This window comes from Kribbella sp. NPDC056345, from assembly GCF_042262745.1.
Classification (GTDB): domain Bacteria; phylum Actinomycetota; class Actinomycetes; order Propionibacteriales; family Kribbellaceae; genus Kribbella.
The window spans coordinates 31,740-57,431 of record NZ_JBHJQQ010000022.1; the positions used below are offsets into that span (position 1 = coordinate 31,740).

Below are 25,692 nucleotides of genomic sequence, written 5' to 3' on the forward strand. Positions count from 1 at the left end.
CATGAGTGAAGCGACCTCCCGCCCGCTGCGGATCGCCGTGATCGGCACCAACTACCTCGGCGCGAACACCGCGGCCGGGATGGCCGAGTTCGGCTTCGACGTCGTCGGGGTCGAGATCGACGAGCACCGGCTGAAGCTGCTGAACGACGGCAAGGCGCCGCTGTACGAGCCCGGCCTGGACCCGTTGCTGAAGAAGCACGTCGACTCCGGGCGACTGCGCTTCACCAAGGACTACACCGAGATCGCCGACTGGGCCGACGTCCACTTCATCTGCGTCGGCACCCCGCAGCTGGAGAGCAGCGAGGGCGCGGACCTGGCCCAGGTGCACTCGGTCGTCTCGATGCTCGCGCCGCTGCTGACTCGGCCCACGCTGGTGGTCGGCCGCTCGACCGTCCCGGTCGGTACGTCGAAGATCGTGGAGGCGCGTTTCCACACCGAGTCCCCGGCGGGTACTGGCATCGAGATCGCTTGGCAGCCGGAGTTCCTCCGCGAGGCGCACGGGGTCGACGACACCCTGCACCCGGACCGGCTGGTCTTCGGGGTGCAGTCGGCGGAGGCCGAGGCGCGGCTGCGCGAGGTCTTCGCGACACCGATCAGCGAGGGTACGCCGGTCGTCGTCTGCAACCTGCCGACCGCCGAGCTGGTCAAGGGCGGCGCGAACGCGTTCCTGGCCACCAAGATCTCGTTCATCAACGCACTGGCCGAGATGGCCGACGCGACCGGCGCCGACGTCACCCAACTGGCCGACGCCCTCGGCTACGACAAGCGGATCGGCCGCGGCATGCTCTACGCCGGCCCCGGGTACGGCGGCGGCTGCCTCCCGAAGGACCTGCGCGCCTTCATGCACCGCGCCGGTGAGCTCGGTGTCGAAGAGGTCATCACGCTGCTCCGCGAGGTCGACGACATCAACCAGCGCCGCCGCGCCGGCCTGGTCGACATCACCCACGAGATGCTCGGCGGCGTCTGGATGGGCAAGAACGTCACCGTCCTCGGTGCCGCCTTCAAAGCCGGTACGGACGACGTCCGCGACTCACCCGCCCTCGACGTGGCCGGCCGCATCTCCCTGCACGGTGCCACCGTCACCGTCTACGACCCCGAAGCGATGGAGAACGCCCGCCGCGTCCGCCCGACGCTCCGGTACGCCGCCTCGGCTGCGGAGGCCTGCGTCGGCGCCCACGCCGTACTGCACCTGACCGAGTGGCCCGAGTTCCGCGAACTGGACCCAGCCGCCCTCCGCGGCTCCGTCGAGTCCCCCGTCATCATCGACGCCCGCCTCCTCCTCGACGCCCCCAAATGGCGAGCCGCCGGCTGGACCTACCGAGCCCCCGGCAAGCCGTAGTCCGGTCGCCACCCACCGGTTCGCGGTCAGGTACCACCCGCCTCAGCCACAGGTACCACCCCAACCAAGTACACGCCAACCACCCCCGGGCAGCCCACCCCAGCCACCCGCAGGCACGTACAACCCCAGGCACCGCCCACATCAACCACACGCCGGGCCGGCCACGTACCCGCGCCAGCCACCGCTCACCCCAGCCACAGGTGACGGGCTTATGGCTCACAACCTCTCGGCCGCAGCGGCGAGCACCCACGCAGACACCCTCGGCCGCATTCGTGGCAACCGCACCCTCAGCTGAGGCCGCCACGAATGCGGCCGACCCGGTCGGCGCAACCTCCCGCCGCGCCGGCCGTGTGTTGTGACGCGAGAGCCTGCGAGCTGTGGCTGGGGTGGGGCGATGGCTGGCGTGGGTGCGCGCGGCCCGGGGTGTGGCTGAGGTGGGGCGGGCCCTCTCTGTTGATGGGTGCTCAAGGTGGCGCTGGATCACGGTCCCGGCCCGCTGCGCCCATTTGGTGGGTGAACCAACCAGATGGGAGGTTCCCCCACCAGATTTCCGGGTGGGAACCTCCGACGTGGTGGGTGCACCCACCAAATGGGGTTCGGCGGAGTGGGGCTAGGAGACGGTGGCGGTTCGGATTACTTGGCGGGTTAGGGCGATTGTGCCGATGAGGGCTACGGCGACGCCGATTCCTAGGCAGACGCCGGTGATGCCGACGGACTGGTCGGAGATCCAGCCCAGGAGGGGGTTCATGACTACCAGGGCGAGGCTTTGGCAGAGGACGATGACTGACTGGAGGCGGGACTGGTAGCCGCGGTCTACTGAGTTCATCAGGAGGGGGAGGACGTGGCCGGTGAAGGCGCCTACGCCGATGCCGCTGATGATGGCGGCGGCGATGGTTAGGGGGATGGAGTCGACGATGGAGAGGCCGATGTAGCCGAGGGCGGCGCAGAAGAGGCCGAGCATGGCGACTACGCCGGGGCGCTGGAAGGCGCCGCGGACGAGGATGCGGACCGAGACGACACCGACGCCGAGGCTGCGGGTGGCGATGACCAGGCCGGCGGTTTTGGCGTCCCACTCGTGGTGGCGGGCGAGCAGGGGCAGGACCAGGGAGTCCATCGGCATCAGCAGGCCGGCCGCGAGGGTCATGGTGATGAGCAGGGCGCGGGTCAGGGGTTTGCCGAAGGCGATTCGGAGGCCCTCGCCGATCGACTTGAAGATGCCTGCCTGGCTGGGCGGCGGAGCGGCGGCGGTCGACGTCCGCAGGACCAGCAGTACGACGATCATGATCGCGAAGGTGATGGCGTCGAAGGCGGCGGCTGCGGTCAGCCCGGACCACGTGACGAGGATGCCACCGACCGCCGTACCGGTGACGGCGAACACGACGCCGGTCACCTGGAAGCTGGCCAGGGCCCGCGGAACCTGCTGCGGCGGCACCAGCAAGCGCGGCATCGCCCGCGACGACGGCAGGAAGAACGCGTCGATCACGCCGACGACGAGGGCCAGGCAGACCAGGAGCCAGATCGGCTCACCAGCGGCGAGGGTCGCCGGGACCAACGCGCCGGTCACGAGGAACATCGCCGTACAGCTGAGCAGCAGCACTCGCGGCGCGCCGAAGCGGTCACCGACCGCGCCGCCGACCAGCAGCAGTGCAGCACGCGGGGCAGCGGCGAGGAGCAGGATCAATCCGGCGACACTGCCGCCGTGCTTACTGGCTGACCAGCCGATCGCAAAGGTAATCGTCAGGTCGCCGAGGAGTGACACAGCAGCACCGAACAGCCAGATCCAGTACCGGACCGGGATGCGCTGTGTGTCCGAATCAGCGGGCGGAGTCACGATCGACGACCTTAGACGACAAATGGGTGGGATCTGACGACTACCCCACGAAGTCGGTGAAAAACCGGCTGAGGTCAGGATTTACGCAGGTCTGTCGCCCCGTCACGCACGGTAGCACCCTTGCCCCGGGCCAGCTCGGCCAGCGACTCCTGATACGCGATCACCTTGTCCCGCAGCTTCTCGTCCGAGGCAGCGAGGATCCGGATCGCGAGCAGCCCGGCGTTCTTGGCGTTCCCGATCGACACCGTCGCGACCGGAATGCCGGCCGGCATCTGCACGATGGACAGCAGCGAGTCCATCCCGTCGAGGTACTTCAACGGCACCGGTACGCCGATCACCGGCAGCGGCGTCACCGACGCCAGCATGCCCGGCAGATGCGCGGCCCCGCCGGCCCCGGCGATCAGCACCTTGAGGCCCCGCTCGTGCGCTGACCGTCCGTAGTCGATCATCTCGGTCGGCATCCGGTGCGCGGAGATGACGTCTGCCTCAAAGGGCACATCGAACTCGACACACACCTCGGCCGCCGCCTTCATCGTCGGCCAGTCCGAGTCCGACCCCATCACGATCCCGATCACAGCAGTACCCTCATTCGTCGATCGTGCCGGTCAGATAAGCCGCCGCGTGCCGCGCCCGCTCCTGGGTCTCTTCCAACGAGGAGCCGTACGCCGTCACATGGCCGACCTTGCGACCCGGCTTCACGGACTTCCCGTAGAAGTGCACCTTCAGCTCCGGATCGCGCGCCATACAGTGCAGCAATCCGCGATGCATGTCCTCGACATCACCACCGAGCACATTCACCATCACCGTGTACGGCGCTCGCGCAGCCGGCGACCCGAGTGGCAGATCGAGCACCGCGCGCAGGTGGTTCTCGAACTGGGAGGTGACTGCGCCGTCGATCGACCAGTGGCCGGTGTTGTGCGGACGCATCGCCAGCTCGTTGACGAGCAGCCGACCGTCCCGCGCCTCGAACATCTCCACCGCGAGGATGCCGACCACGCCAAGCTCACCGGCGATCCGCAGCGCGGTCTGCTGGGCCTGCGCGGCCTTCTCAGGCGCGAGCCCAGGCGCAGGTGCGGTGACCTCGACACAGATCCCGTCCCGCTGAACGGACTCGACGATCGGGTACGCGACCGCCTGCCCATGCGGCGAGCGCGCGACGATCGCGGACAGTTCGCGGACGAAGTCGACCTTCTCCTCGGCCAGGATCGGTACGCCGCTGTCGAAGGCGACCGCGATAGCGTCGTCCTCCGGCCCGTCGACGAACCACACACCCTTGCCGTCGTACCCCCCGCGGGTGGTCTTCAGGATGATCGGGAACCCACCGACCCGCTTGGCGAAGTCGGCGACGTCAGCCGCGGACGAGACCACCTGATGAGCCGGCGACGGCGCGTCGAAGCTGTCCAGCCGGCTCCGCATGACCGCCTTGTCCTGCGCGTGCACGAGCGCGTCCGGTCCCGGGAAAACCTTTACGTTCTCGGCCTCGAGCGCACGGAGCAAATCGGTCGGCACGTGCTCGTGGTCGAAGGTGACCACGTCGCACTCCGCAGCGAACCGCCGTACCGTCTCGGGGTCCTTGTAGTCACCCACCGGCGCGTCGGCCACCGCCTGCGCCGCCGACACGCCCGGCCCTTCGGCCAGCACGCGGAGCTGAACACCCAGCGCGATCGCGGTCTCCTGCGTCATCCGGGCCAGCTGCCCGCCGCCGACCATGCCCACCACGGGAGTGCCGACCGGCAGCTCATCTCGGGAAAACTTCACGAAGCTGAGCCTAATCTCCACCGATGAACGCCTGTACGGCGGCCACTGGGCGCGCTGGCGATTTCGGAGCGGGCCCGGTCGCCGGGTACCGTGGGACAGCCCCCGCCGTTGCGGCTTGATCACAGAAAGTGCCGGAGACCGTTGAAGCTCGTCACCAAGTTGTACCGCCAGGTCGAGCACCTGGTGCACGAAGTGGCCAAGTTCGGTCTGGTCGGTCTGCTCGGTCTGGTCGTCGACCTGCCGATCTACAACTGGCTGGTCTTCGCCAACCCGCTGGTGCTCGCGGACTCCGGCGTGGGCATGCTGCACCACAAGCCGCTGACCGCGAAGCTGATCTCCACCACGGTCGCCACCCTCGCGACGTACTTCGGCAACCGGTACTGGACGTGGCGGCACCGCGAGCGCAGCGGCCTGCACCGTGAGTACGTGCTGTTCTTCGTGCTCAACGGCGTCGGCCTGCTGATCGCGGCCGGCTGCCTGGCCTTCTCGCGCTACGTGCTCGACCTGCACACCTGGCTGTCCGACAACATCGCCGCGAACTTCGTCGGCCTGGGTCTCGGCACGCTCTTCCGATTCTGGTCGTACCGCAAGTTCGTCTTCCGCGAAGAGATCCTGCTCGACGAGATCGAGCACCCGGAACACGCGGACCCGGCCAGGAAGCTGGACCCGGACACCGGGGAGTTACCGGTCGTCCGCTGACGACCGCGCGCCTTGGGCTCGGCGAGATCGCCGAGCCCTTTTCGTGAGCTAACTAAACCGGTATATCTGTTCCGGTCCAGCACACGTGAGGCGAGAGGTGGGGCATGACCGATCTGTCACGAAGGACGTTCATCACGGTGGCCGGAGCCGGCCTGGCAGCCGCGCTGGGGCACACCGGCCCAGCGGCGGCGGCAACGGGAACCGCGCCGAAACCTGGCAGCGGCGGGATCCCACCGGGCCCGTCGACGTACGGGTGGAACGCGCCGGACCTGCTGGAGTTCGACCCGGCGACCCATCCCTGGGCCCGGCACCTGCGCTGCCTGATCCCGCGTGCGCCGCGGATCGCGCCGTTCGCGCCCACGCAGGCCCACCCCCACCTGGACCCCGCCGTACAGCTGTCGATGCTGAGCCACGACGACGCGGGCTCGATCTACGAGGGCCGCAACCAGCCGATCGGTCTCGAGGACCACGTCTACACGCACCGGTTCTGGCCGTACATCGACATCTGGGGCACCTGGCACGGTCAGGTGCTGCCGTCGGTCCCGGACGAGGTCGTCAAGGATCCGAGCGCACCCGGCCGGTACTACGGCGTCGTCGACCTGCCGAACCCGGGCTGGACCGAGGCCGCGCACAAGAACGGCGCCCGCGCGATCGGCGGCTGGTTCTGGCCGCGCACGCAGGCGAACTTCGACGCGTTCCTCGAACAGCGTCCCGACGGCTCCTTCCCGGTCGCCGACAAGCTGATCGAACTGCGGAGGTACTTCGGCTTCGACGGCCTGTTCATCAACCAGGAAGCATCTATCACCGCCGCGCAGGCGGACAAGCTGCGCAAACTGTTCCTCTACCTCAAGAAGACCGATCCGGACTTCTACCTCCAGTACTACGACGCCGTGCTGCCCGACGGCACGCTCGACTACCAGAACGAGCTCAACGCGTAGAACGTCGGCTGGCTGAGCGGTGGCGTCGACTCGATCTTCCTCAACTACGACTGGCCGCGGGTGGACCCTGCCCTGACCGGCAGCGCGCGGACCGCGACCGCTGCCGGATTCGATCCGCACAAGGTCGTGTTCGCCGGGGCCGAGCATCAGATGGGCGGCTTCAACCCGCGCGAGATGTTCACCGATCTCACGCCTCCCCCGACCTCCTGGGCGCTGTTCGTCGAGAACCAGATCTGGGCGACCGCCGCCGGTCAGGGCCTGACCGCGACTCCGGCCGGCCGAGCGACGTACCGCGATCTTGAGCAGCGCTTCTGGTCCGGTCCGACCGGCAACCCCACGACATCCGGGCGGCTCGAGGAACGCACACCGCCGTACCGGACCGACGTGCTCAACTACAAGCGCTGGGACGGCGTCGCGCACGCGATCGTCGAGCGGTCGCCGTACGGCGCTCTCCCGATCGCGACCAGCTTCCAGATCGGGGTCGGGAGCAGGTTCTTCCTGGCCGGCCAGGAGATTCGGGATACCGGCTGGGACAACCAGGGCTGTGCGGATCGCGCGCTGACCTGGCAGTACTGGACCAACGGACTGACGGTCAGCCTTGACGAAAGTACGGCGTACGAAGGTGCGCACAGCTTGGCCGTGTCCGGGACCGGCGCGATCCACCTGTTCAAGACCGACCTCACGCAGCACGGCGCGACCGCCGTACAGGTGATGGCCTCCGGTCTGTCCAAGCTGCGGATCGGCGTGACGTGGCGCAGCACACCGGACAAGGTCTCGTGGACCCGGCTGCTCCCGGCCGGGCAGCGCGAGGGATGGACAGAGCACCTCGGATCGTTCGGGCCGCGGGCGGACCGGATCGCCCGGATCTCCTTGTGGAGCGAGGGTTCCGGCCACGTCGGCAAGATCGTCCTCGCCGATGCCCGCGACCTGCGGGACCGGCCGCGGAAGGTTCGCGACCTCGCGGTGCGCGACGAAGGCGCCCGGAATCTCAGCTTCAGCTGGTCACTGCAAGGCGACGCCGTCGCGTACGACGTCCTCCAGCAGACCGATTCCGGGCTCTACTGGCTCGGACGGGTGAGCCGGGACGTGTTCTTCGCGGAGGCTGTCGACCTGTCCCGCGGCCGCACGTTCGCCGTCGTACCGATTGCGGCGACCTCCAACCGCGGACCGGAAGCCCCCGTCAGTCTGATTTGAACAGCGTCTCGCCGTCGTCCGGCTGCTGCTTGCGGCGCTGGTGCTCCGGGGGCTGCTCGTCGTCGAGGATTCCGTCGCCGGGCTTGCCCTCGGGGCCGCCGAAGAGCAGGTCGGACATCTGCAGGTGGACATGCTCGACGTGCGGTACGTCGGGCAGCACCACCTGACCGCGCTCACCGGCCGACTCGATGTGGAGTGTGCCGCAGCCGAGGATGCGGTCCATCAGGTGGTGCTCGTAGGAGACGTCGTTGATCCGCATCAGCGGGATGTCACGGCCGGTCCGGGTCAGGATGCCGTGCCGGGTGATGAGGCGGCGGTTCGTCAGCGTGTAGGTCGAGAAGAACCAGTTCAGGAACGGCTTGGCCGCGAACGCCACCAGCAGCACCACGCCGACCGCCAGGATCGCGATCCGGGCCGGGGTCTGCAGGTCCCCGGGCGGCACGATCGCCGCCAGGAAACCGCCGCCACCGGCCACCACGAGCAGCAGGAACACCGGGAAGATCAGTGCCTTCCAGTGCGTCCGGGTGCTGACGACGACGTACTCGTCCTCACCCAACAACTTCGCCGAGATCGCCATGGCCCCAGTCTCACAGCTCGCAGGGGCCGTTGTCCTCCGCCGACACGAAAGGGCAAAGGAGGTAATACAACTCTTCACAAATTGCATACAGGTCGGCGAGGATGCGCGAGGGATACACACGTTTGAACTGACAAACGCAGTTCTGGAGAAGGAGCCGTGATGGGCATCTTGTCGGTACTCGACCGGGAGCACACGGTCGCGCCCCCGGGATACAGCCGGTGGCTGATCCCGCCGGCCGCGCTCGCCGTGCATCTGTGTATCGGCCAGGCGTACGCCACCAGCGTCTACAAGACGTCGCTGGTGGCGCATTTCGACACCAGCCTGACCTCGGTCGGTGTCGTGTTCAGTATCGCGATCGTGATGCTGGGCCTGTCCGCCGCGATCGGTGGCACCTGGGTCGAACGCAGTGGTCCGCGCAAGGCCATGTTCGTGTCGGCCTGCTTCTGGGCCACCGGGTTCCTGGTCGGTGCCCTGGGCATCGGAACCGGCCAGCTCTGGCTGCTCTACCTCGGGTACGGCGTGATCGGCGGCATCGGGCTGGGAATCGGCTACATCTCCCCGGTCTCGACTCTGATCAAGTGGTTCCCCGACCGGCCGGGTCTGGCCACCGGCCTGGCCATCATGGGCTTCGGTGGTGGCGCGCTCGTCGCCAGCCCGCTGTCGCGCCAGCTGCTCAGCTTGTACGACTCGGGCTACGACCCGAACAACAGCAAGTCGCTCGCCGACGGCGGCGCCCTGGTCGCCCTGTTCCTGACGCTCGGCGTCGCCTACTTCCTGATCATGATGTTCGGGGTCTTCAACATCCGGGTCCCCGCCGAAGGGTGGAAACCGGACGGGTTCGACCCGGCGACGGTCAAGTCGAAGGCACTCGTCACCACGGCCAGCGTCTCGGCCGCGAACGCGATCAAGACCCCGCAGTTCTGGTGCCTGTGGGTCGTCCTGCTCTGCAACGTGACCGCCGGGATCGGCATCCTCGAGCAGGCCAGCCCGATGATCCAGGACTTCTTCCGCGGCGGCGACGGCAAGTCCACGGTCGCTGTCGCGGCCGCGGCCGGTTTCGTCGGTCTGCTGTCGATCTTCAACATGGCCGGCCGGTTCGTCTGGTCGTCCACGTCGGACGTCATCGGCCGCAAGCCGATCTACGCGATGTACCTCGGGATCGGGATGATCGCCTACTTCCTGCTGGCGACCATCGGCCACAACGGCACCGCGATCTTCGTGCTGCTCGCGGCCGTCATCCTGTCGTTCTACGGCGGCGGGTTCGCCACGGTCCCGGCGTACCTGCGGGATCTCTTCGGCACCTACCAGGTCGGCGCGATCCACGGCCGGCTGCTCACCGCCTGGTCGGTGGCCGGTGTCGCCGGTCCGCTCATCGTGAACGGCTTCCTCGACCGCGAGGGCAAACCGGGCACCCTGACCGCCGAGGCCTACCGGCCGGCGTTGTTCACGATGGTCGGCGTACTGGCCATCGGCTTCATCGCCAACCTGCTGATCCGGCCGGTGGCAGCGAAGTTCCACGAGAAGTCCGCAACCAGCGTGGAGGCAGCGAAATGAACCAGACCCCGCGCTTGGTGATCTCCTGGCTGCTCGTCGCCGTACTGCTCGGCTACGGCGTGATCCAGACCCTGATCACCGCAGCCAAGCTGTTCACTAGCTAGTTCGTAAGTGTGTGACGTCCCCGGCGGCGAGTGTTCGCTCACCGTCGGGGGTGTCGACGATCAGCCGGCCGTCGTCGGCCAGGTCGCGGGCAGTGCCTTCCAGGAAGGTGCCGTCCGGCAGCTCCACCCGGACAGCTCGGCCTAGCGTCGCCGACAGCTCCCTGTACTCGGGTAGGAGCGCGCGGGGATCATCCAGCCAGACCCGGTAGCGGGACTCGAGTTCACGCAGTACGGCGGCCGCCACGGTGACCCGGTCGGTCGTGGCCGCGTTCTCCAGTGCCAGCGAGGTCGCCGCGGGATGCGGCTTCTCCGACTCGCGCAGGGTCACGTTCAGACCGCAGCCGACGACGACGGCCGGCCCCTCGATCCGCTCGAGCAGAATGCCGGCCAGCTTTCGGTCCTCGACCAGTACGTCGTTCGGCCACTTCACCTGCGCCGGAATCTCCGCCACCCGCCGCACTGCCGCAGCCACCGCCAACGGCACCAGCAAACCGAGCCACGGCCAGTGCGCTGGGTCCACTGCGGTTGGACGCAGCAGGGCGGACATCAACAGTGCAGAACGCGGTGGCGTCGTCCAGGTGCGCCCGAGCCGGCCTCTGCCAGCAGACTGGTACTCAGTCAGCACCACAAGGCCCTCGGCGGCGCCATCAGCCGCAGCCTTGGCCACGTCTGCGTTGGTCGACGGCGTGTCGGCCAGTACGTCGATCTGCGTCCACAGCGAGCCGGGACGCACCAGCCGCCCACTCAGATAGCGTGCGTCGAGTGGCGGCCGTTCCAGGTCATCGAACATCAGCCGGTGTTCTGCAGACCGGCGGCAACGCCCGAGACGGTCAGCAACAGCAGCCGTCGGGTACGGACGATCTGCGCTTCGGTGAGCGAGTCATCGGTCCGCAGCGTCCGCAGTGCGCGCAACTGCAGGTAGCTGAGGGCGTCGACGTACGGGTTCCGCAGCTCGACCGCACGGCCTAGCACGCGGCGTCCGGCGAGCAGTCGCTCCTGCTTGAGCACCTTGAGCACCCACTCGGTGGTCAGGGCGTGCTCGTCGAGCATCAGTTGGGTCAGGTCGGACCGGTCGCCCAGCTCCAGGTAGCGGCTGAGGATGCGGCGGTCGGTCTTCGCCAGCGACATCTCGGCGTTCTCCAGCATCACCTGGAAGAGCGGCCAGTTCTGGTTCGCATCCTGCAGTACGGCGACGTCGTCGACCGCGGCGAGCGCAGAACCGAGGCCGTACCAGCCCGGTGCGTTCACGCGAGCCTGCGACCACGCGAATACCCACGGGATCGCCCGCAGGTCTTCGAGTGACGAGACTGCGACACCACGACGGGCCGGTCGGGACCCGAGCGGCAGCTGCCCGAGCTCCTCCAGCGGAGTCACCCGGCCGAACCACTCCGCGAAGCCATCCGCCTTCACGAGCCGGTGGTACGCCGTACGCGCCGCCTCGTCGAGCGTCTTCTCCATCACCGCGAAGCGATCCGCAGCCACGGCGGCCCGCTCCTCGATCGCCGGAGTGGACGCCAGCAGCGTTGCCGCAGTCACCTGCTCGATGTGCCGCTGGGCGATCGGTGCGTTGCCATAGCGAGCCGGAATGGCCTCGCCCTGCTCGGTCAGCTTGAAGCGACCAGCCACCGAGCCAGGGGCCTGTGCCAGCACCGCACGGTTCGCAGGACCGCCACCGCGACCCAGGGCACCACCACGGCCGTGGAACAGGGTCAGCCGGATCGCATTGCGCTGTGCCCACGCGGTGATCCGCGCCTGGGCGTCGTACAGGGCCAGCGTGGCCGACACCGGGCCGACGTCCTTGGCGGAGTCGGAGTACCCGAGCATGACCTCGAAGCGGCGGTCGTTCGCCGTGAGGCGGTGCCGGACGCGGGTGAGCTGGATGGCGTTGTCGAGGACCTCTACCGAGTTCTGCAGGTCCTCGCCGGTCTCGAACAGCGGTACGACGTCCAGCTCGATCGGACGGCCGTCCAGAGCCGCATCGGCCAGCTCGTAGACAGCTGCCAGGTCACCGGCGTTCCGGGTGAACGAAACGACGTACCGGCGGCAGGCCTCGGGGCCGAAGCGCTGCTGGATCTGCCCGATGACCCGCAGGGTCGCGAGGACCTCTTCGGTCTGGTCGGACAGCTCACCGCCACCGAGCACCTCTTCGAGCGCCTTGGCGTGCACCGAGGAGTGCTGACGGACCTCCAGCTCGGCGAGGTGGAAGCCGAACGAGTTCACCTGCCAGATGAGCTGCTGGAGATGGCCGTAGGCCTGGCGGGGTGCGCCTGCGGAGACCAGCGAGTCCTGGAGGACCTTCAGCTCATGCAGGAAGTCTGCGGCTCGCGGATAACCGAAGTCGGCATCACGGGCGCGGGTAGCGGCCAACCGGCGGGCTGCCAGCAACAGGAGCTGCCGATGGGGCTCGGACGGGGACCGCTCCTCGATATCGCTGATCAGCTCCGGGTTCACCGCCCGAGCGTCCTCCAGGATCCGCCGTACCGGCGCGGACGGCGGAGTGGTCGCTGCGTCGAGAGTCAGTGCCCGGCCGAGCTTGTCCGTCGCCAGCTCGAGCGCCCTAAGCACATGGTCGGCCTGGATCTGCATTGCTTCGCGAGTGATCGCCGCGGTGACGTTCGGGTTGCCGTCGCGGTCGCCACCGATCCACGAACCGAGCCGGACGAACGGGGACACCACAGGCTGCCGCAGACCGGCGCCCTCGCCCGCCAGTGCGTCGTCGAGGCGCCGGTAGACATTGCCCACCACGTCGAAGAGCGTCTCCTCGAACACGGCCATCGCCGAGCGCACCTCGTCCAGCGGCGACGGGCGGCTCTCCCGCAGCTGTGCCGTCCGCCAGAGGATGTCGACCTGCTCGATCAGGCGGCGCCGGTTCTCGGCCAGCTCGCTGTCACCGGCCCGCGGGTCGTGGCGCTGTTCCAGCAGCTTGGTGATCCGCCGGATCGTCGCCAGTACGGCGCGCCGACGCGCCTCGGTCGGGTGCGCGGTCAGCACCGGGCGGAACTCCAGCCCGGTCAGCAACGCGCGTGCCTGCTGCTCACCGCTGTCGCGGGAGATCTGCTCGACCGCCTGGGCCAGCTCCGAGGTGACCAGCGCGTTGTCGTCGCGGTCGCGCTCGCGGAGCACCCGGGCGCGGTGCAGCTCCTCGCTCAGGTTCGTGAGGTGGAAGTAGCAGCTGAACGCGCGGGCGACGTCCTCGGCCCGCTCGTGCGGCCAGGACGCGACCAACTGCTCGGCCGCCAGACCGTCGCCTGCGATCGTGAGCTCACGCAGCCGCTCGACATCGTTGAGCAGCGGCTGACCGGCGTACTCGACGAGCACTTTGCCGAGGATCTCACCCAGCAGACGAACGTCGGCCCGAAGCTCTTCGGGCACCTCGAACCGCGCGCGGGTACGGGTCTCACTACCGGTCTCGGTCACGTTCGCCCACCCTAGCGGGCGCACCCAGCTCACGCCCTGCCAAGTCCGCCAACTGGATGCCTATCGTGACCGTTTCTCACGCTACTTGACAGTACGTCACTCACACGTTGCCGAAACCGCCGCCGACGACCTGGGAGACGACCTTTGCCAGCTCGGCCGGGGTGCGGTCGGTGCCGTCGACAACGAGCATCCGGGCGCACGCTTCGGTCATCGACGCGAGCAGCTCGGCAAGGACCGGGAGGTTGGCGTCCGGGTCGGTCACGCCGGGCAGGGATTTCAGCAGCGTCAGCCGCAATCCCTCGACCAGGAATGCACGGGCCGCGCGGACCCGATCGGCCACCACGGGAGCGGCGCCGTACTGGGCTCCGAAGACGATCCGCCAGGACTGCGGATTCTCCGCGGCGGTGGTGAGGAAGGCGGTCAGGCCGTCGAGCACGTGCTCCTCGGGAGTGCCGACGGTCGGGTCGGCCGGCAGCGCGGCCACGATCGAGATGACCAGGTGCTGCTCCTCGCGGGCCAGCAGGGCGAGCAACAGCTCGTCGCGATTCGCGAAGGAGTCGTAGACCACCGGTTTGGTCACGCCGGCCGCTTCCGCCACCGACTGCATCGTCGTCCCGGCGAAGCCCTTGTCGGAGAAGACCGTGAGGGCGGCGTCCAGCAACATCGGCCGTCGTCGCTCCGGCCCCAGATGTGCTGCCCGCCGGCGTTTGTCGGAGGGCTCGACCACTTGACAAAGCTACCAGATCAGGGGAAATTCCTACGGTCCGGTAGGAACTGCCACGGGGGTGGTCGATGACCGATCGAGGAAGTGCCGGCTGGCTGGATTCGGCCGGGCTCGCGGGTCTTGACGCGTGTGAGCTGGCCCGGCTGGTGGACCGGACATCGGAGCGGGAGCTTCGGCATCGACTCATCGGGGGAGTACGAGAGATCGCGTTGCGCGAGATCTTTCGGCGGATGCCGGAGTACCTCCGGCCCGCCCGGGCGGCCGGGTTCGACGCCGTCGTCGCCTGGCACATCACCGGGGCCGGCGGTCCCGAGGACTGCGACGCCTTCTGGATCCGCGTCAGCGACGGCCGGTGCGAACTCCTCGACGCCGCCGCCGAGCCCGACATCTCGATCCGCACCGACCCCGCCACCCTGCTCCGCGTGGTCACCGGCAACGAAGACCCCGTGAACGCCGTACTGAAGCAGCGCCTCTCCGTCCGCGGCGACCTGGCCCTAGCCGCCCGCCTCACCAAAATCTTCGCCGTAGGCCCCCTCTAACGTCCGAAGAACCCACAGGCACCGTCTCCGGATCGTCGGACGTTACGTCAGCCTCTTCGCTAACGTCCGAAGAACCCGCAGGGGCGGTCTCCGGATCGTCGGACGTTACGCAACGCGCTGCGGCCGACGTCACAGGCACGGCGGCCTACTGACGCGTAGGCTGCCCTGTCATGGGAGAGACGGTGAACATCCACACCACCGCCGGCAAGATCGCGGACCTCGAGCAGCGGCTCGACGACGCGGTGCACGCCGGATCGGAGCGCGCGGTGGAGAAGCAGCACGCCCGGGGCAAGAAGACCGCCCGGGAGCGGATCGCGCTGCTGCTGGACGAGGGGTCGTTCGCCGAGCTCGACGAGTTCGCCCGGCACCGGTCGACCAGCTTCGGGCTGGAGGCCAACCGCCCGTACGGCGACGGCGTGGTGACCGGCTACGGCACCATCGACGGCCGTCAGGTCTGCGTGTTCGCCCAGGACTTCACGGTCTTCGGCGGCAGCCTCGGTGAGGTCTTCGGCGAGAAGATCGTCAAGGTGATGGACCTGGCGATGAAGATCGGCTGCCCGCTGATCGGCATCAACGACTCCGGCGGCGCGCGGATCCAGGAGGGTGTCGTCAGCCTCGGCCTGTACGGCGAGATCTTCCGCCGCAACGTCCGGGCCTCGGGCGTGATCCCGCAGATCTCCCTCATCATGGGCCCGTGTGCCGGCGGCGCGGTGTACTCCCCCGCGGTCACCGACTTCACCGTGATGGTCGACGAGTCGTCGTACATGTTCATCACCGGCCCGGACGTGATCAAGACCGTCACCGGCGAGGACGTCTCCCAGGAGGAGCTCGGCGGCGCCCGGACGCACAACACCAAGTCCGGGAACGCGCACTACCTCGGCAGCGACGAGGAGGACGCGATCGAGTGGGTGAAGTCGCTCGTCGCCCACCTCCCGCAGAACAACCTCGAGGACCCGCCGGTGTACGACGCCCCGGCCGACCTCGAGCCCAGCGAGATCGACCTCGCGCTGGATGCGCTGATCCCGGATTCGCCGAACCAGCCGTACGACATGCACACCGTGATCGAGTCGGTCGTCGACGACGGCGACTTCCTCGAGGTGCAGACGCTGTTCGCGCCGAACATCATCGTCGGTTTCGGCCGGGTCGAGGGCCGCCCGGTCGGCGTGGTCGCGAACCAGCCGCTGCAGTTCGCCGGCACCCTCGACATCGACGCCTCCGAGAAGGCGGCCCGCTTCGTCCGCACCTGCGACGCGTTCAACCTGCCGATCCTGACCTTCGTCGACGTACCCGGCTTCCTGCCCGGCACCGACCAGGAGTGGAACGGCATCATCCGCCGCGGCGCCAAGCTGATCTACGCGTACGCCGAGGCGACCGTCCCGATGATCACCGTGATCACCCGCAAGGCCTACGGCGGCGCGTACGACGTGATGGGTTCCAAGCACCTCGGTGCCGATATCAACCTGGCCTGGCCGACCGCCCAGATCGCCGTCATGGGCGCCCAGGGCGCGGTCAACATCCTCTACCGCCGCGAACTCGCCGGCGCCGAGGACCCCGAGACCCGCCGCCAGGAGCTCATCACCGAGTACGAGGACCAGCTCGCCAACCCGTACGTCGCAGCCGAGCGCGGCTACATCGACGCGGTCGTCAGGCCGAGCGAGACCCGCGCCGAGATCGTCCGCGGCCTCCGCCTGCTCCGCACCAAACGCGACACCCTGCCGCCCAAGAAGCACGGCAACATCCCGCTCTGATCGGAGACCCCTGATGAACCTGCAGATCCTGAAGGGCGACCCGACCCCCGAGGAACTCGCCGCCCTGGTAGCAGTCCTCGCCGCCCGTCCCACCACCGACGCTCCCGCCGAAACCGAGCGCGCCAGCAACTGGGCGACGTACTGGCGCAACGCCCGCCAGCCCTTCCACCCCGGCCCGGGCCAGTGGCGCGCCAGCGCCCACCCCTGACCCGAGTGGCCTAGTCCCGAGTGACCTAGTCGTCGGCCGGGCGGAGCTTGGACGGGTCGAACCACAAACTGGCCGGCACCCGCCGCTGCAGTTCGGTGAGTACGTCGTTCGCACCGCGGAACATGTCCGTGTCCACCGGGATCGCGCAACCGTTGATGCCGTACACGACCGTCGGCACCTCGTCGTCGCCGCGCTCGACACCGGCGATCGCGTCGAACCGGATCTCGTGGATGCCGTCCTCGTCGCGCAGTACCAGGCTGTCGGCGGTTTGCACCCATTCCATCCCGCGAGCTTCCTTGACGAAGGCGCGAGCGAAGAGCGGCGGCTTGAAAACCTTGCCGGCCGGCAGCTCCCCGATCACCGGGCAGGCGGGAGTGAGCCGGAACCCGGACTGTTGCCAGACGCCGCTCGTGTCCTCGCAGGTGTACCCGATCGCGGTCGGCAGCGCCGCTGTGAGCAGGGCAGCGATCTCCTGAGGGCTGACCTTCCGCAGGGCCTCCACATCGACGGGATCGCGTGTGGGCAGGCCGAACAACGCGCCGACCGCGTTGTGGCGGTCGGGCTGCGCCTCAGCCGGATCAGTCTCCAGACGCTCCAGCCACCGATCGATCTGATAGCTCAGCTCGGACTCTGTCGGGCCGTGCGCGGCCAGGTCACTGAGCGCCTCGGCAACAATGCGAGCGACCGCCTCTTCGCTGCCGTCACGGGCTTCGGCGTACACGACATAGTCCCCCGCGCCGTCCGGGCGCATCACCAGGTCGCCGTCGATCACGTAGCTGTGGCCGCCCACGTGCCGGCATTGTTCCTCGATCCGCTCGGCGAGGACATACATCGTGAGGGCCGACCGCCGGGCCGGGTCTTCCATCGGCAGCGTCAGTGCGAGGCCGGCCGCCGGGATGCCGAACTCGACGACCACGGGCCCGCCGAAAGCGCGCCGCGGAAAGTCAGGCCGTGCCGGAGCCGGACCGGGATCCAGCGGCAGGCGCAGGTTGTCCGGGAGCGGTCCGGTCACCTCCAGGATCGCGTTCGAGGCGACGAACCACCTGCGGGCGAAGGTGAGCACGTGATCGCCCGTGAGGCCGTCGTACCCAGGCCCTTCGAGCCACAGCAGCCCCGGTCCTTGGGCGCCGTGCAGCGCGTGCATCAGGTAGGCGACCACCGGATGCGCGGCGTGTCCGTCCTCGGCCGCGAGGATGCCGGCTTCGAGCGCGAGCCGGTCGACCGGCGGAGCCGTCAGGCTGTGGCAGAGCTGCTCGAGGAACTCCCCGACGCGGGCCGGCGAACCGGACGCCGTGAACGAGGTCGTCTGTACGTCGACCTCGGCGTTCATCTCGATCGGGATCCGGCGGACGGTTCCCATCACGAGGTGCTCCAGGGCATGCGCGACGCCGATCGTCCGCAGCGTCTCGTCCTGCGCGCCGGCGGCGAACGTCAGCGTGATCTCGGTGTGCTTCTGCTCAGCGGGCCTGTGCAGCAGCCGGACACCGTCGACGTACTCAGGCACGGCGGAACCTGACCAGCGGATAGACCGGGATCCCGCCGGACGGATAGGCCGGCCCGGGGAACGTGGTCGCGCCGTCGAGGAGGAGGCCGTGGTTGGCGGCTTCGGCGACCAGGCGCGTGAGCGAGTCCTGGGCGCGGGTGGTGTTCGGCTCGCGGCCATCGGCGTACCGGGTGACTTCGTTCTTCTCGGTGGTGGTGAGGAAGACGCCGCCGGGGCGGAGGATGCGGGCGACCTCGGCGAGGATCGGGGCGCTGTCGTCGAGCAGGTGCAGGAGCCAGATCGCGACGACTGCGTCGGTACGGCGGTCTGCGACCGGGAGCCGGGTTGCGTCGGCGGCCGCGACGTGGCCGGGCAGGCGGACCTTGGCGTGCTGCAGCATCGCCGTGGAGAGGTCGAAACCGTGCACGAGGTTGCCTAGAGCAACGAGCTCGGCGCCGACGATTCCGGTGCCGACAGCCAGCTCCAGTACGCGCTGCGAACCCGCGGGCAGCAGCTCACCGACTGCCCGAGCCGCAGCTTGCGCACGCTCCACGCCACCACGACTGTCGTCGTACCGGGCCGCCTCGGACTCGTTGTACTCAAGGCGATTCTTGGGCGGTGCCCACAGCGACGGCCAGGCGATACCGACCTGAGCGAGCATGGTCCGCACCAGCGGCAGCGAGAGGCCAACGACGTTGTGGTAGTCGCCCTCGATACCGGTGACGAAGGGACCGCCGATGCCGTCGACGGTGAACGAGCCGGCGACCACGAGCGGTTCGCCGGTGGCGACGTACGCGTCGATCTCGTCGTCGGTCATGTCGGCGAAGTAGACCTTCGTCGAGGCCAGCTCGCGCAACTCCTGCTTGGTGTTGGTGTCGAACAGGCAGTGCCCGGTGTGCAGTACGCCGGACTTCCCGCGCATCGCCCGGAGCCGCTCGCGCGCGATCTCCGGCGTACCGGGCTTGCCGTACGCGACCCCGTCGATCTCCAGCACCGAGTCACAACCCAGCACAGTCGCGTGATCGTCCAGCTCGGCCACGACGGCTCGTGCCTTCAGCGTTGCCAGCAGCCGGGCGAGCTCCCCCGGGCTCTCCGCGGTGACGTTGTCCTCGTCGACCCCGGAGACGATCACCTCCGGCTCGACTCCGGCACTCCGCAAGGTCTGTAGGCGCGCCGGCGACTGCGACGCGAGAACGAACCTCACAGCTTGGCCAGCGCGCGGCGCAGCGGGTCGAGGCCGATCGACCCGAGGTTGAGCGCGTCGGAGTGGAACTGCCGCAGGTCGAACGCGGATCCCTTGCGCTGCTTGGCTTCCTCGCGCGCCTGCAGCCAGAACCGCTCGCCCACCTTGTACGACGGCGCCTGCCCCGGCCACCCGAGGTACCGGTTCAGCTCGGCCTTCAGGAACTCGGTCTCGAGGCCACTGTGCGCCCGCAGGAACTCGAACCCGAGCTCCGCGTTCCAGCGCTCACCCGGCCGCCAGCCGAACGGGTTGTCCCGCGGGACCTCCAGCTCGAGGTGCATGCCGATGTCAACGATCACCCGCGCGGCCCGGAAGCCCTGCGCGTCCAGCATGCCGAAGCGGGCACCCGGGTCCTCCAGGTAACCGAGCTCCTCCATCAGACGCTCGGCGTACAGCGCCCAGCCCTCGCCGTGGCCGGAGACCCAGCAGGCGATCCGCTGCCAGCGGTTCAGCAGGTCGGTACGCAGCATCGTCTGCGCGCACTGCAGGTGATGGCCCGGCACACCTTCGTGGTAGACGGTGGTGACCTCACGCCAGGTGGCGAAGTCGTCGACACCGTTCGGCACCGCCCACCACATGCGGCCCGGCCGCGTGGTCAGGTCCTCGCTCGGCGGGGTGTAGTAGATCGCCCCGTCCGACGTCGGCGCGATCATGCACTCCAGGGTGCGGATCGAGTCCGGTACGTCGAAGTGCTTGCCGGCCAACTCGGCGACAGCCTGGTCGGACAGCTGCTGCATCCAGTCCCGGAATGCGTCCTTGCCGTGGATCTTGCGCGCCGGGTCGGCGTCGAGCAGCGCGGCTGTGGCCTGGATGTTGCGGTCGCCACCATTCAGGCCGGCGGCGATCTGCTGCATCTCGCCCTCGATGCGGGCCAGCTCCTGCCAGCCCCAGGCGTAGGTCTCGTCGAGATCGATGGTCGCACCGAGGAAGCTCCGCGAGGCGAGCTGGTAGACCTCGCGACCGCAGGCGTCCCGCGCCGGCGCCTGGGGCGCCACCTCGGCGGTCAGCCAGGAGCCGAACTCCGCGAACGCCTTGCGCGCCGACTCCGCGGCGGCCGTCACGCTGGGCTTGATCGCGCTCTCCGGGGCCTGCCTCGCGAGACCGCCGAAGTAGTCGTCACCGGCCGGGTCGGTCCAGGTGGCGATCTTGCCGGCCAGATCCAGCACCTGACGCTGCGCCGAGACCCTGCCCTGGGCAGCCTGGTCGAGGACCGTCTCGCGGTACCCATCGAGCGCCGTACCCACCAGGTTGAGCCGGATCGCGATCCGCTCCCAGTCGTCGGCACTCGCGGTCGGCATCAGGTCGAAGACCTGCCGCAGGTGCGCCGGGGTCGACGAGATCGCGTTCAGCTGGTGCTGCGGTACGCCGGCCTCGTGCATCTCCCGCTCGAGGCCGAGCCGCTCGACGAACGCATCCTTGGCCACCTCTTCGCGCGGACTGGCCGGCTCGATCGCGGCGGCCTGCGCCAGCGTCCGCCGGGTCAGCTCGAGGACGGCGTCGTACCCGGCCGGCGTCCAGTCCGGCAGCTCGTGGTCGTGGCCCTCGATGCCCATGAACGTCGCCTCGGTCGGATCGAGCGCGATGTATTCCTCGAGGTAGCTCTCGGAGAGCTTGTCGATCGGGCTGTCGGTCGCATCAGTCACACGCCCGACCCTACCTCGGGGGAGGACTGCGATCCTGCCGTTTTCGCTTAGCCGGGGTGCAGTTCCGGCGGGGCCACCTGGCGCCAGGAATCGAGCAGGATGTCCCGCAGCTCGCCCTCGTCCTCGAGCGCGGCCAGCCGGGCGCGGACCCAGCTCGACCCCGCCTCGTGGCGAGGCACCCAGAACTTGTCCGGCTCGGCCAGGATCAGCTCGCCCCGCTCCAGCTGCGGGCACCGCACCGCGAACGACGTCTGGTCGTCGGGCACCGTCACGAACATCCGCCCGGCCACATCGAACGTCGGATGCCCCCACCGCTGCTTCTCCCGAGTCTCCGGGAGGGACAGCGCAATCCGTCGTACGTCGTCAGCGTCCAGCACGCCGACAACCTTAGAGTCAGCCGCCGACAACTCTGCGACGACCGGGTAGCAGCAGGCTGACAACCGCGCCGACCGCGACCACTGCGGCTCCCGTCCAGACCGCCGGCACCAGGCCCTCGACGTACCGCTCGGGGGTCTCGTACGAACCAGCGGAGGCAAAGACCGAGGCCAGTACGGCGACGCCCATCGCCACGCCGATCTCGCGAATGGTCGCGTTCGTGCCGGAGGCCACCCCGCGATCCACCTCGGCCATTCCGTTCATCACCACACTCGCCGAGGGTGCGAACGTGAGCCCCATCCCGATTCCGCCCAGCACGAACGGGACGACGTACGCGCCGTAGGTGACGTCGGCCGTCGTGACGGCCGCCATCCAACCCAGGCCCACGGCCAGCAGCACCTGACCGCTGCCGATCAGCACGCGCGGCCCGACCCGGTCGACGATCAGCCCGGCGATCGGTGCGACCACCATCGGCACCATCGTCCAGGGCATCGTGCGGATCCCGGACTCCAGCGGGCTGTAGCCCTGCACGACCTGGAAGAACTGTGCCAGCAGGAAGACCGACCCGAAGGCACCGAGCGAGAAGGTGAACGACACCGCGTTGACCACGCCGAACGAACGCACCCGGTACAGGCGCATTGGCAGCATCGGCGCGGGCGTTCGCCGCTCCCAGGCCACGAAGGCGACCAGCAGGAGCAGGCCGGCGATCAGCGAACCCAGCACGCCACCGGAGGTCCAGCCGTCATCGGCACCGTTCACCACACCCCACACGACCGACAGCACACCGGCGCTCGCCAGCAGCAGCCCCAGCAGGTCCAGGCGCTGCTTCGCTCCCAGTGACTCGGGCAGCACTCGGGCGACCAGCACGACGGCGACGACGCCGATCGGCACGTTCAGCCAGAAGATCCACTGCCAGCTGAGTCCTTCGACCACAGCCCCGCCGACGACCGGGCCCAGCGCCACACCGAGCCCGGAGATACCTCCCCAGATCCCGATCGCCGCACTCCGTTGCCGGTCGGACACCGCACCGGCGAGCAGGGTCAGCGCCAGCGGCATCACCGCGGCACCGCCCACGCCCTGGATCGCACGGGCCGCGATCAGCATCCACGGTTCGGTCGCGAACGCACAGGCGGCCGAGGCCAGCGTGAAGAGCACGATGCCGGCCAGGAACATCCGGCGCCGGCCGAGCCGGTCACCGAGCGCGGCCGCGGTCAGCAGGAGGGCGGCGAAGGACAGCGTGTACGCGTTGATGAACCACTGCAGGTCGGCCAGGGAGGCGCCGAGCTCGGTCTTGATCACCGGCAGCGCGTTCGTCACGACCAGGTTGTCCAGCGTGACCATGAAGGTCGGGATTCCGACGGCGGCCAGGACCGCGGCCATCCCGCGCTTCCGGCCCGGCGCCGCGGCGACCGGTACCTGCTCGCCGAGAGCGGTCGACGTCATCTGCCAGCTCCTAGTTGTAATTCACTGATAACAAGTCTCCTCAGCAAGGTATGCATCGACTGATAACTTGTCAACCGGTCGCTTCGGCTGTCGAGTTCCGCTTGACGGGAATTTGTTCTGAATGTTTCGGTAAGCGCTTGCCAAGGCGGTGGGCCGGCCGCATTATGGCCACCTGATTCCGCCATCAGGAAGGTGCTCGATGACCAACCTCTTCACGCGACGCAGTGTGCTCGGAGCCGGAGGAGCAGCGGTCGGAGCGGCCGCACTCGGTTCCCTAGGCTTAGAACAGGCCACCGCGTCACCCACCGGCCGGCTCTGGCAGTCCGAGCGGGTCCGGTACGACTCGAAGTACCGGCTGGTCTACACCGCCGACGCCGAGGGGAACCGGATCCCGGACTTCAGCCACGCCGGGTACAAGAACGGCGACAGCCCGATCCCGCACGTCCGCACGGTCAAGACCGTGCAGCCCATCGAGGGTGACAACACCGCGCACCTGCAGGCGGCGATCGACGAGATCGGCCTGCGCACGCCGGACCGCAACGGCTTCCGCGGGGCGCTACTGCTTGCCCCCGGCAACTACCCGGTGGCCGGAACGCTACGGGTGAACCGCTCCGGCGTCGTACTGCGTGGCTCCGGCGACGGTGCGGATCCGGCGAAGAACACGGTGATCCAGGCGACCGGCAACACCCCGGTGGCGCGCGATGTCGTCGTACTCGGTGGGTCGGTCAGCACCGGCTGGCGCGGTGAGGTCGCCGGCACCCGGACCGACATCACCAGCGACTGGGTGCAGGTCGGGTCGCGATCGTTCGACGTCGCCGATGCGAGTGGGTTGAAGCGTGGCGACAACATCGTCATCATCCACCCGTGCACCGAGGCCTGGCTCGCCTCCGTCGACTACGGCGGTACGGCGAAGGACGCCGGCTGGACGGTCGACAGCCAACCGATCACGTACAACCGCTTCATCCGCTCGATCCGCGGCAACACGGTGACGGTCGACGTACCGATCTTCGAGCACCTGCGACGCGCCCGCTCGCAGTCCTACCTGTACGTCTGGGACCGCGCCGGCCTGGTGACCGGCGTCGGCGTGGAGAGCCTGCGGATCGACATCCAGTTCGCGGGTGACCCGGATGCCGACGAGGCGCACGCCTGGGTCGGCGTGAAGGTTCGCCAGGTGGAGGATGCGTGGGTGCGCGACAGCACCTTCCTGCACTTCGCGAAGGCCGGGGTCGAGACGACCGAAGCCACGCGGGTCACGGTACGCAACTGCCGCGCGCTGGATCCGGCCTCGGTCATCACCGGCGGACTGCGCTACAACTTCAACTGCGAGTCGTTCTCACAGCAGGTGCTGTTCGTGGACTGCTACGCCAGCAAGGCCCGGCACGCGTTCATCTCGAACGGCGCCAGCAGCGCCTCGGGCATCGTCTTCCTCCGCGGCACATCGGAGGGCGCGCTCGCCTCGAGTGAAGGCCACCGGCGGTGGAGCCAGGGCCTGCTCTGGGACAACCACTGCGACATCGCACCGAAGGTCGACCTCGTCCTCGGCATCTACAACCGCGGCGACTACGGCACGGGCCACGGCTGGGCGACCTCCCACTCGGTCGGCTGGAACTGCGACACCGGTACCGCCAAACTCGTCGTACAGAAGCCACCGACCGCCCAGAACTACGCGATCGGCGGCCGAGGCGTGATCACCGGCGACGGCCCCTTCCCCCAGCCCGCCGGCTACATCGAGGGCGCGAACCGCCCGGGCCTGGTCCCGCCGTCGCTGTACCAGGCGCAGTACCTGGACCGGCACCGCTGAACCGTTGTATGCATTGACTGATAACCTCACTGGCGGGGTGATCGCGCGCTACTGACGGAGGACCGGATGACGAGAGTACGGCTGACCGCCGCCGAGCGCGGCGAGGAGGTGCTGCGGGCCGCCGTCCTGGCCTTCGCCGCCTCGGGCTACCAAGGCACCAAGACCGACGAGATCGCCCGCCTCGCCGGCGTCTCCCAGCCGTACGTCATCCGGTTGTTCGGCACCAAACAGCAACTCTTCCTGGCCTCGGTCCGCTGGGTCTGCACCCGGATCGAACAGGTCTTCCGCGACGCCGCCCTCGAGTCCCCCGACCTGGCCAGCCTCGCCCGCGGCTACGAGAAAATGTCCGAGGAACGCGAACTCCTCCTCGTCCTCCTCCAAGGCTTCTCCGCCAGCGCCGACCCCGACATCGGCGACTGCGTCCGCGAACGCTTCGGCAGCATCTACAACCTCATCCGAGACCTCACCGGCGCCACCCCCCAAGAAGCCCGCGAGTTCCTCAGCACCGGCATGCTCCTCACCGTCCTCTCCGCCATGCAGGTCCTAGGCCCCAACCCCCACCCCGCCCCCTGGGCCGAAGAACTAAAATCCACCCTCACCATCCAAACCAACTAACCCTCACCACCCACCCGCACGCCCCCACGCGCCGCCCGCACGCCCCGCGCCCCCGCACGCACCCCACGCTCCGCGGCCCGCACGCCCCACACGCTCCGCGCGCCCCAACGCCCGCGCGCCTGCACGCACACACGCCCCGCGCGCCCGCGCGCCCGCACGCACACACGCCCCGCGCGCCTGCACGCCCCGCACGCCCGCACGCCCGCACGACACACGCCCTGCACGCCCGCACGGCCCGTCCCCGCCTGCCCGTCCCACCGTGCCGCCCCGTCTCACCCGCTCCCACCACGCCCGCCCCGCCAACACCAACGGATATCCGTTGGTGTTGCTCCTTCTCACGCCGTATACGAGCTGAGGAGGGGCAACTCGGACGGATATCCCCTGACATTCGAGATCGGGTTGGGGGTACCTGGCTGGGCAGGGGAACCAATCACCCCCGATCGACAGCGACGACTCCCC

The 25,692-nt window shown here is 68.9% G+C and carries 20 protein-coding genes and 1 pseudogene; 9 read left to right on the top strand and 12 right to left on the bottom strand.

Translation table 11 applies throughout. The annotated features are described in order from the left end of the window. The first annotated feature begins 1 nt into the window (after position 1). Positions 2-1,339, top strand: coding sequence for a UDP-glucose dehydrogenase family protein (locus ACFCV3_RS40360; protein WP_376040151.1), 1,338 nt, complete (start codon positions 2-4; stop codon positions 1,337-1,339). A 610-nt stretch (positions 1,340-1,949) separates the two neighbouring features. On the opposite strand, the gene ACFCV3_RS40365 is transcribed toward ACFCV3_RS40360, so the two are convergent. The 3 genes from ACFCV3_RS40365 to ACFCV3_RS40375 form a co-directional block, all read right to left on the bottom strand. Beyond that, positions 1,950-3,170 carry an MFS transporter gene (locus tag ACFCV3_RS40365; protein WP_376040154.1) on the bottom strand — a complete coding sequence of 407 codons (1,221 nt, stop codon included), beginning with the start codon at positions 3,168-3,170 and terminating at the stop codon, positions 1,950-1,952. Positions 3,171-3,244: 74 nt separating this feature from the next. After that, positions 3,245-3,730, bottom strand: coding sequence for a 5-(carboxyamino)imidazole ribonucleotide mutase (gene purE / locus ACFCV3_RS40370; protein WP_376040254.1), 486 nt, complete (start codon positions 3,728-3,730; stop codon positions 3,245-3,247). A 25-nt stretch (positions 3,731-3,755) separates the two neighbouring features. Beyond that, the gene (locus ACFCV3_RS40375) at positions 3,756-4,928 is read right to left on the bottom strand and encodes a 5-(carboxyamino)imidazole ribonucleotide synthase (RefSeq protein WP_376040157.1); all 1,173 of its coding nucleotides are present in this window, start codon (positions 4,926-4,928) and stop codon (positions 3,756-3,758) included. A gap of 141 nt (positions 4,929-5,069) precedes the next feature. Here ACFCV3_RS40375 and ACFCV3_RS40380 point away from each other — a divergent pair, with 141 nt between their 5' ends. Together ACFCV3_RS40380 and ACFCV3_RS40385 are read left to right on the top strand one after the other, a co-directional pair. Beyond that, on the top strand, positions 5,070-5,627 hold the full coding sequence (locus ACFCV3_RS40380) for a GtrA family protein (RefSeq protein WP_376040160.1): 558 nt from the start codon (positions 5,070-5,072) through the stop codon (positions 5,625-5,627). A 401-nt stretch (positions 5,628-6,028) separates the two neighbouring features. Next, positions 6,029-7,759: pseudogene (locus tag ACFCV3_RS40385) on the top strand (hypothetical protein). Here ACFCV3_RS40385 and ACFCV3_RS40390 read toward each other — a convergent pair. Beyond that, entirely contained in the window at positions 7,746-8,336 is a 591-nt protein-coding gene (locus ACFCV3_RS40390) for a PH domain-containing protein (protein ID WP_376040163.1), read from the bottom strand. The pseudogene ACFCV3_RS40385 and the gene ACFCV3_RS40390 overlap by 14 nt on opposite strands. A 159-nt stretch (positions 8,337-8,495) precedes the next feature. Here ACFCV3_RS40390 and ACFCV3_RS40395 point away from each other — a divergent pair, with 159 nt between their 5' ends. Continuing rightward, complete coding sequence (locus ACFCV3_RS40395; protein WP_376040166.1) at positions 8,496-9,890, top strand: OFA family MFS transporter; 1,395 nt, start codon at positions 8,496-8,498, stop codon at positions 9,888-9,890. 96 nt (positions 9,891-9,986) lie between these two features. On the opposite strand, the gene ACFCV3_RS40400 is transcribed toward ACFCV3_RS40395, so the two are convergent. From ACFCV3_RS40400 to ACFCV3_RS40410, 3 genes are all read right to left on the bottom strand, one after another. After that, positions 9,987-10,784, bottom strand: a complete 798-nt coding sequence (locus ACFCV3_RS40400; RefSeq protein WP_376040168.1) for a biotin--[acetyl-CoA-carboxylase] ligase — start codon at positions 10,782-10,784, stop codon at positions 9,987-9,989. Continuing rightward, positions 10,784-13,411 (bottom strand): phosphoenolpyruvate carboxylase, encoded by a 2,628-nt coding sequence (locus tag ACFCV3_RS40405; RefSeq protein ID WP_376040171.1) that lies wholly within the window; start codon positions 13,409-13,411, stop codon positions 10,784-10,786. Before ACFCV3_RS40405 ends, ACFCV3_RS40400 begins: the two co-directional genes overlap by 1 nt. 100 nt (positions 13,412-13,511) lie before the next feature. After that, a complete protein-coding gene (locus ACFCV3_RS40410) occupies positions 13,512-14,138 on the bottom strand; it encodes a TetR/AcrR family transcriptional regulator (protein ID WP_376040174.1) in 627 nt (208 codons plus the stop codon). A gap of 65 nt (positions 14,139-14,203) precedes the next feature. Here ACFCV3_RS40410 and ACFCV3_RS40415 point away from each other — a divergent pair, with 65 nt between their 5' ends. From ACFCV3_RS40415 to ACFCV3_RS40425, 3 genes are all read left to right on the top strand, one after another. Further along, on the top strand, positions 14,204-14,674 hold the full coding sequence (locus ACFCV3_RS40415; RefSeq protein ID WP_376040177.1) for an SCP2 sterol-binding domain-containing protein: 471 nt from the start codon (positions 14,204-14,206) through the stop codon (positions 14,672-14,674). A gap of 170 nt (positions 14,675-14,844) precedes the next feature. Continuing rightward, positions 14,845-16,422 (top strand): acyl-CoA carboxylase subunit beta, encoded by a 1,578-nt coding sequence (locus tag ACFCV3_RS40420; protein WP_376040180.1) that lies wholly within the window; start codon positions 14,845-14,847, stop codon positions 16,420-16,422. Positions 16,423-16,435: 13 nt separating this feature from the next. Continuing rightward, positions 16,436-16,630 (top strand): acyl-CoA carboxylase subunit epsilon, encoded by a 195-nt coding sequence (locus tag ACFCV3_RS40425; RefSeq protein ID WP_376040183.1) that lies wholly within the window; start codon positions 16,436-16,438, stop codon positions 16,628-16,630. A 25-nt stretch (positions 16,631-16,655) separates the two neighbouring features. On the opposite strand, the gene ACFCV3_RS40430 is transcribed toward ACFCV3_RS40425, so the two are convergent. The 5 genes from ACFCV3_RS40430 to ACFCV3_RS40450 are packed head-to-tail and all read right to left on the bottom strand — an operon-like array spanning position 16,656 to position 22,817. Next, the gene (locus ACFCV3_RS40430; protein ID WP_376040186.1) at positions 16,656-18,134 is read right to left on the bottom strand and encodes a hypothetical protein; all 1,479 of its coding nucleotides are present in this window, start codon (positions 18,132-18,134) and stop codon (positions 16,656-16,658) included. Beyond that, positions 18,127-19,317, bottom strand: a complete 1,191-nt coding sequence (locus tag ACFCV3_RS40435) for a Maf family nucleotide pyrophosphatase (RefSeq protein WP_376040189.1) — start codon at positions 19,315-19,317, stop codon at positions 18,127-18,129. The genes ACFCV3_RS40430 and ACFCV3_RS40435 overlap by 8 nt, the downstream gene beginning before the upstream one ends. Then, complete coding sequence (locus ACFCV3_RS40440; RefSeq protein ID WP_376040192.1) at positions 19,314-20,999, bottom strand: DUF885 domain-containing protein; 1,686 nt, start codon at positions 20,997-20,999, stop codon at positions 19,314-19,316. The genes ACFCV3_RS40435 and ACFCV3_RS40440 overlap by 4 nt, the downstream gene beginning before the upstream one ends. A 47-nt stretch (positions 21,000-21,046) precedes the next feature. Further along, the gene (locus ACFCV3_RS40445; protein ID WP_376040194.1) at positions 21,047-21,376 is read right to left on the bottom strand and encodes an MmcQ/YjbR family DNA-binding protein; all 330 of its coding nucleotides are present in this window, start codon (positions 21,374-21,376) and stop codon (positions 21,047-21,049) included. 16 nt (positions 21,377-21,392) lie between these two features. Continuing rightward, positions 21,393-22,817, bottom strand: coding sequence for an MFS transporter (locus ACFCV3_RS40450; RefSeq protein ID WP_376040196.1), 1,425 nt, complete (start codon positions 22,815-22,817; stop codon positions 21,393-21,395). A gap of 199 nt (positions 22,818-23,016) precedes the next feature. On the opposite strand from ACFCV3_RS40450, the gene ACFCV3_RS40455 reads away from it, so the two are divergent. Further along, positions 23,017-24,618, top strand: a complete 1,602-nt coding sequence (locus tag ACFCV3_RS40455) for a hypothetical protein (protein WP_376040199.1) — start codon at positions 23,017-23,019, stop codon at positions 24,616-24,618. Positions 24,619-24,684: 66 nt separating this feature from the next. Beyond that, on the top strand, positions 24,685-25,233 hold the full coding sequence (locus ACFCV3_RS40460) for a TetR/AcrR family transcriptional regulator (protein WP_376040202.1): 549 nt from the start codon (positions 24,685-24,687) through the stop codon (positions 25,231-25,233). Positions 25,234-25,692: the final 459 nt, after the last annotated feature.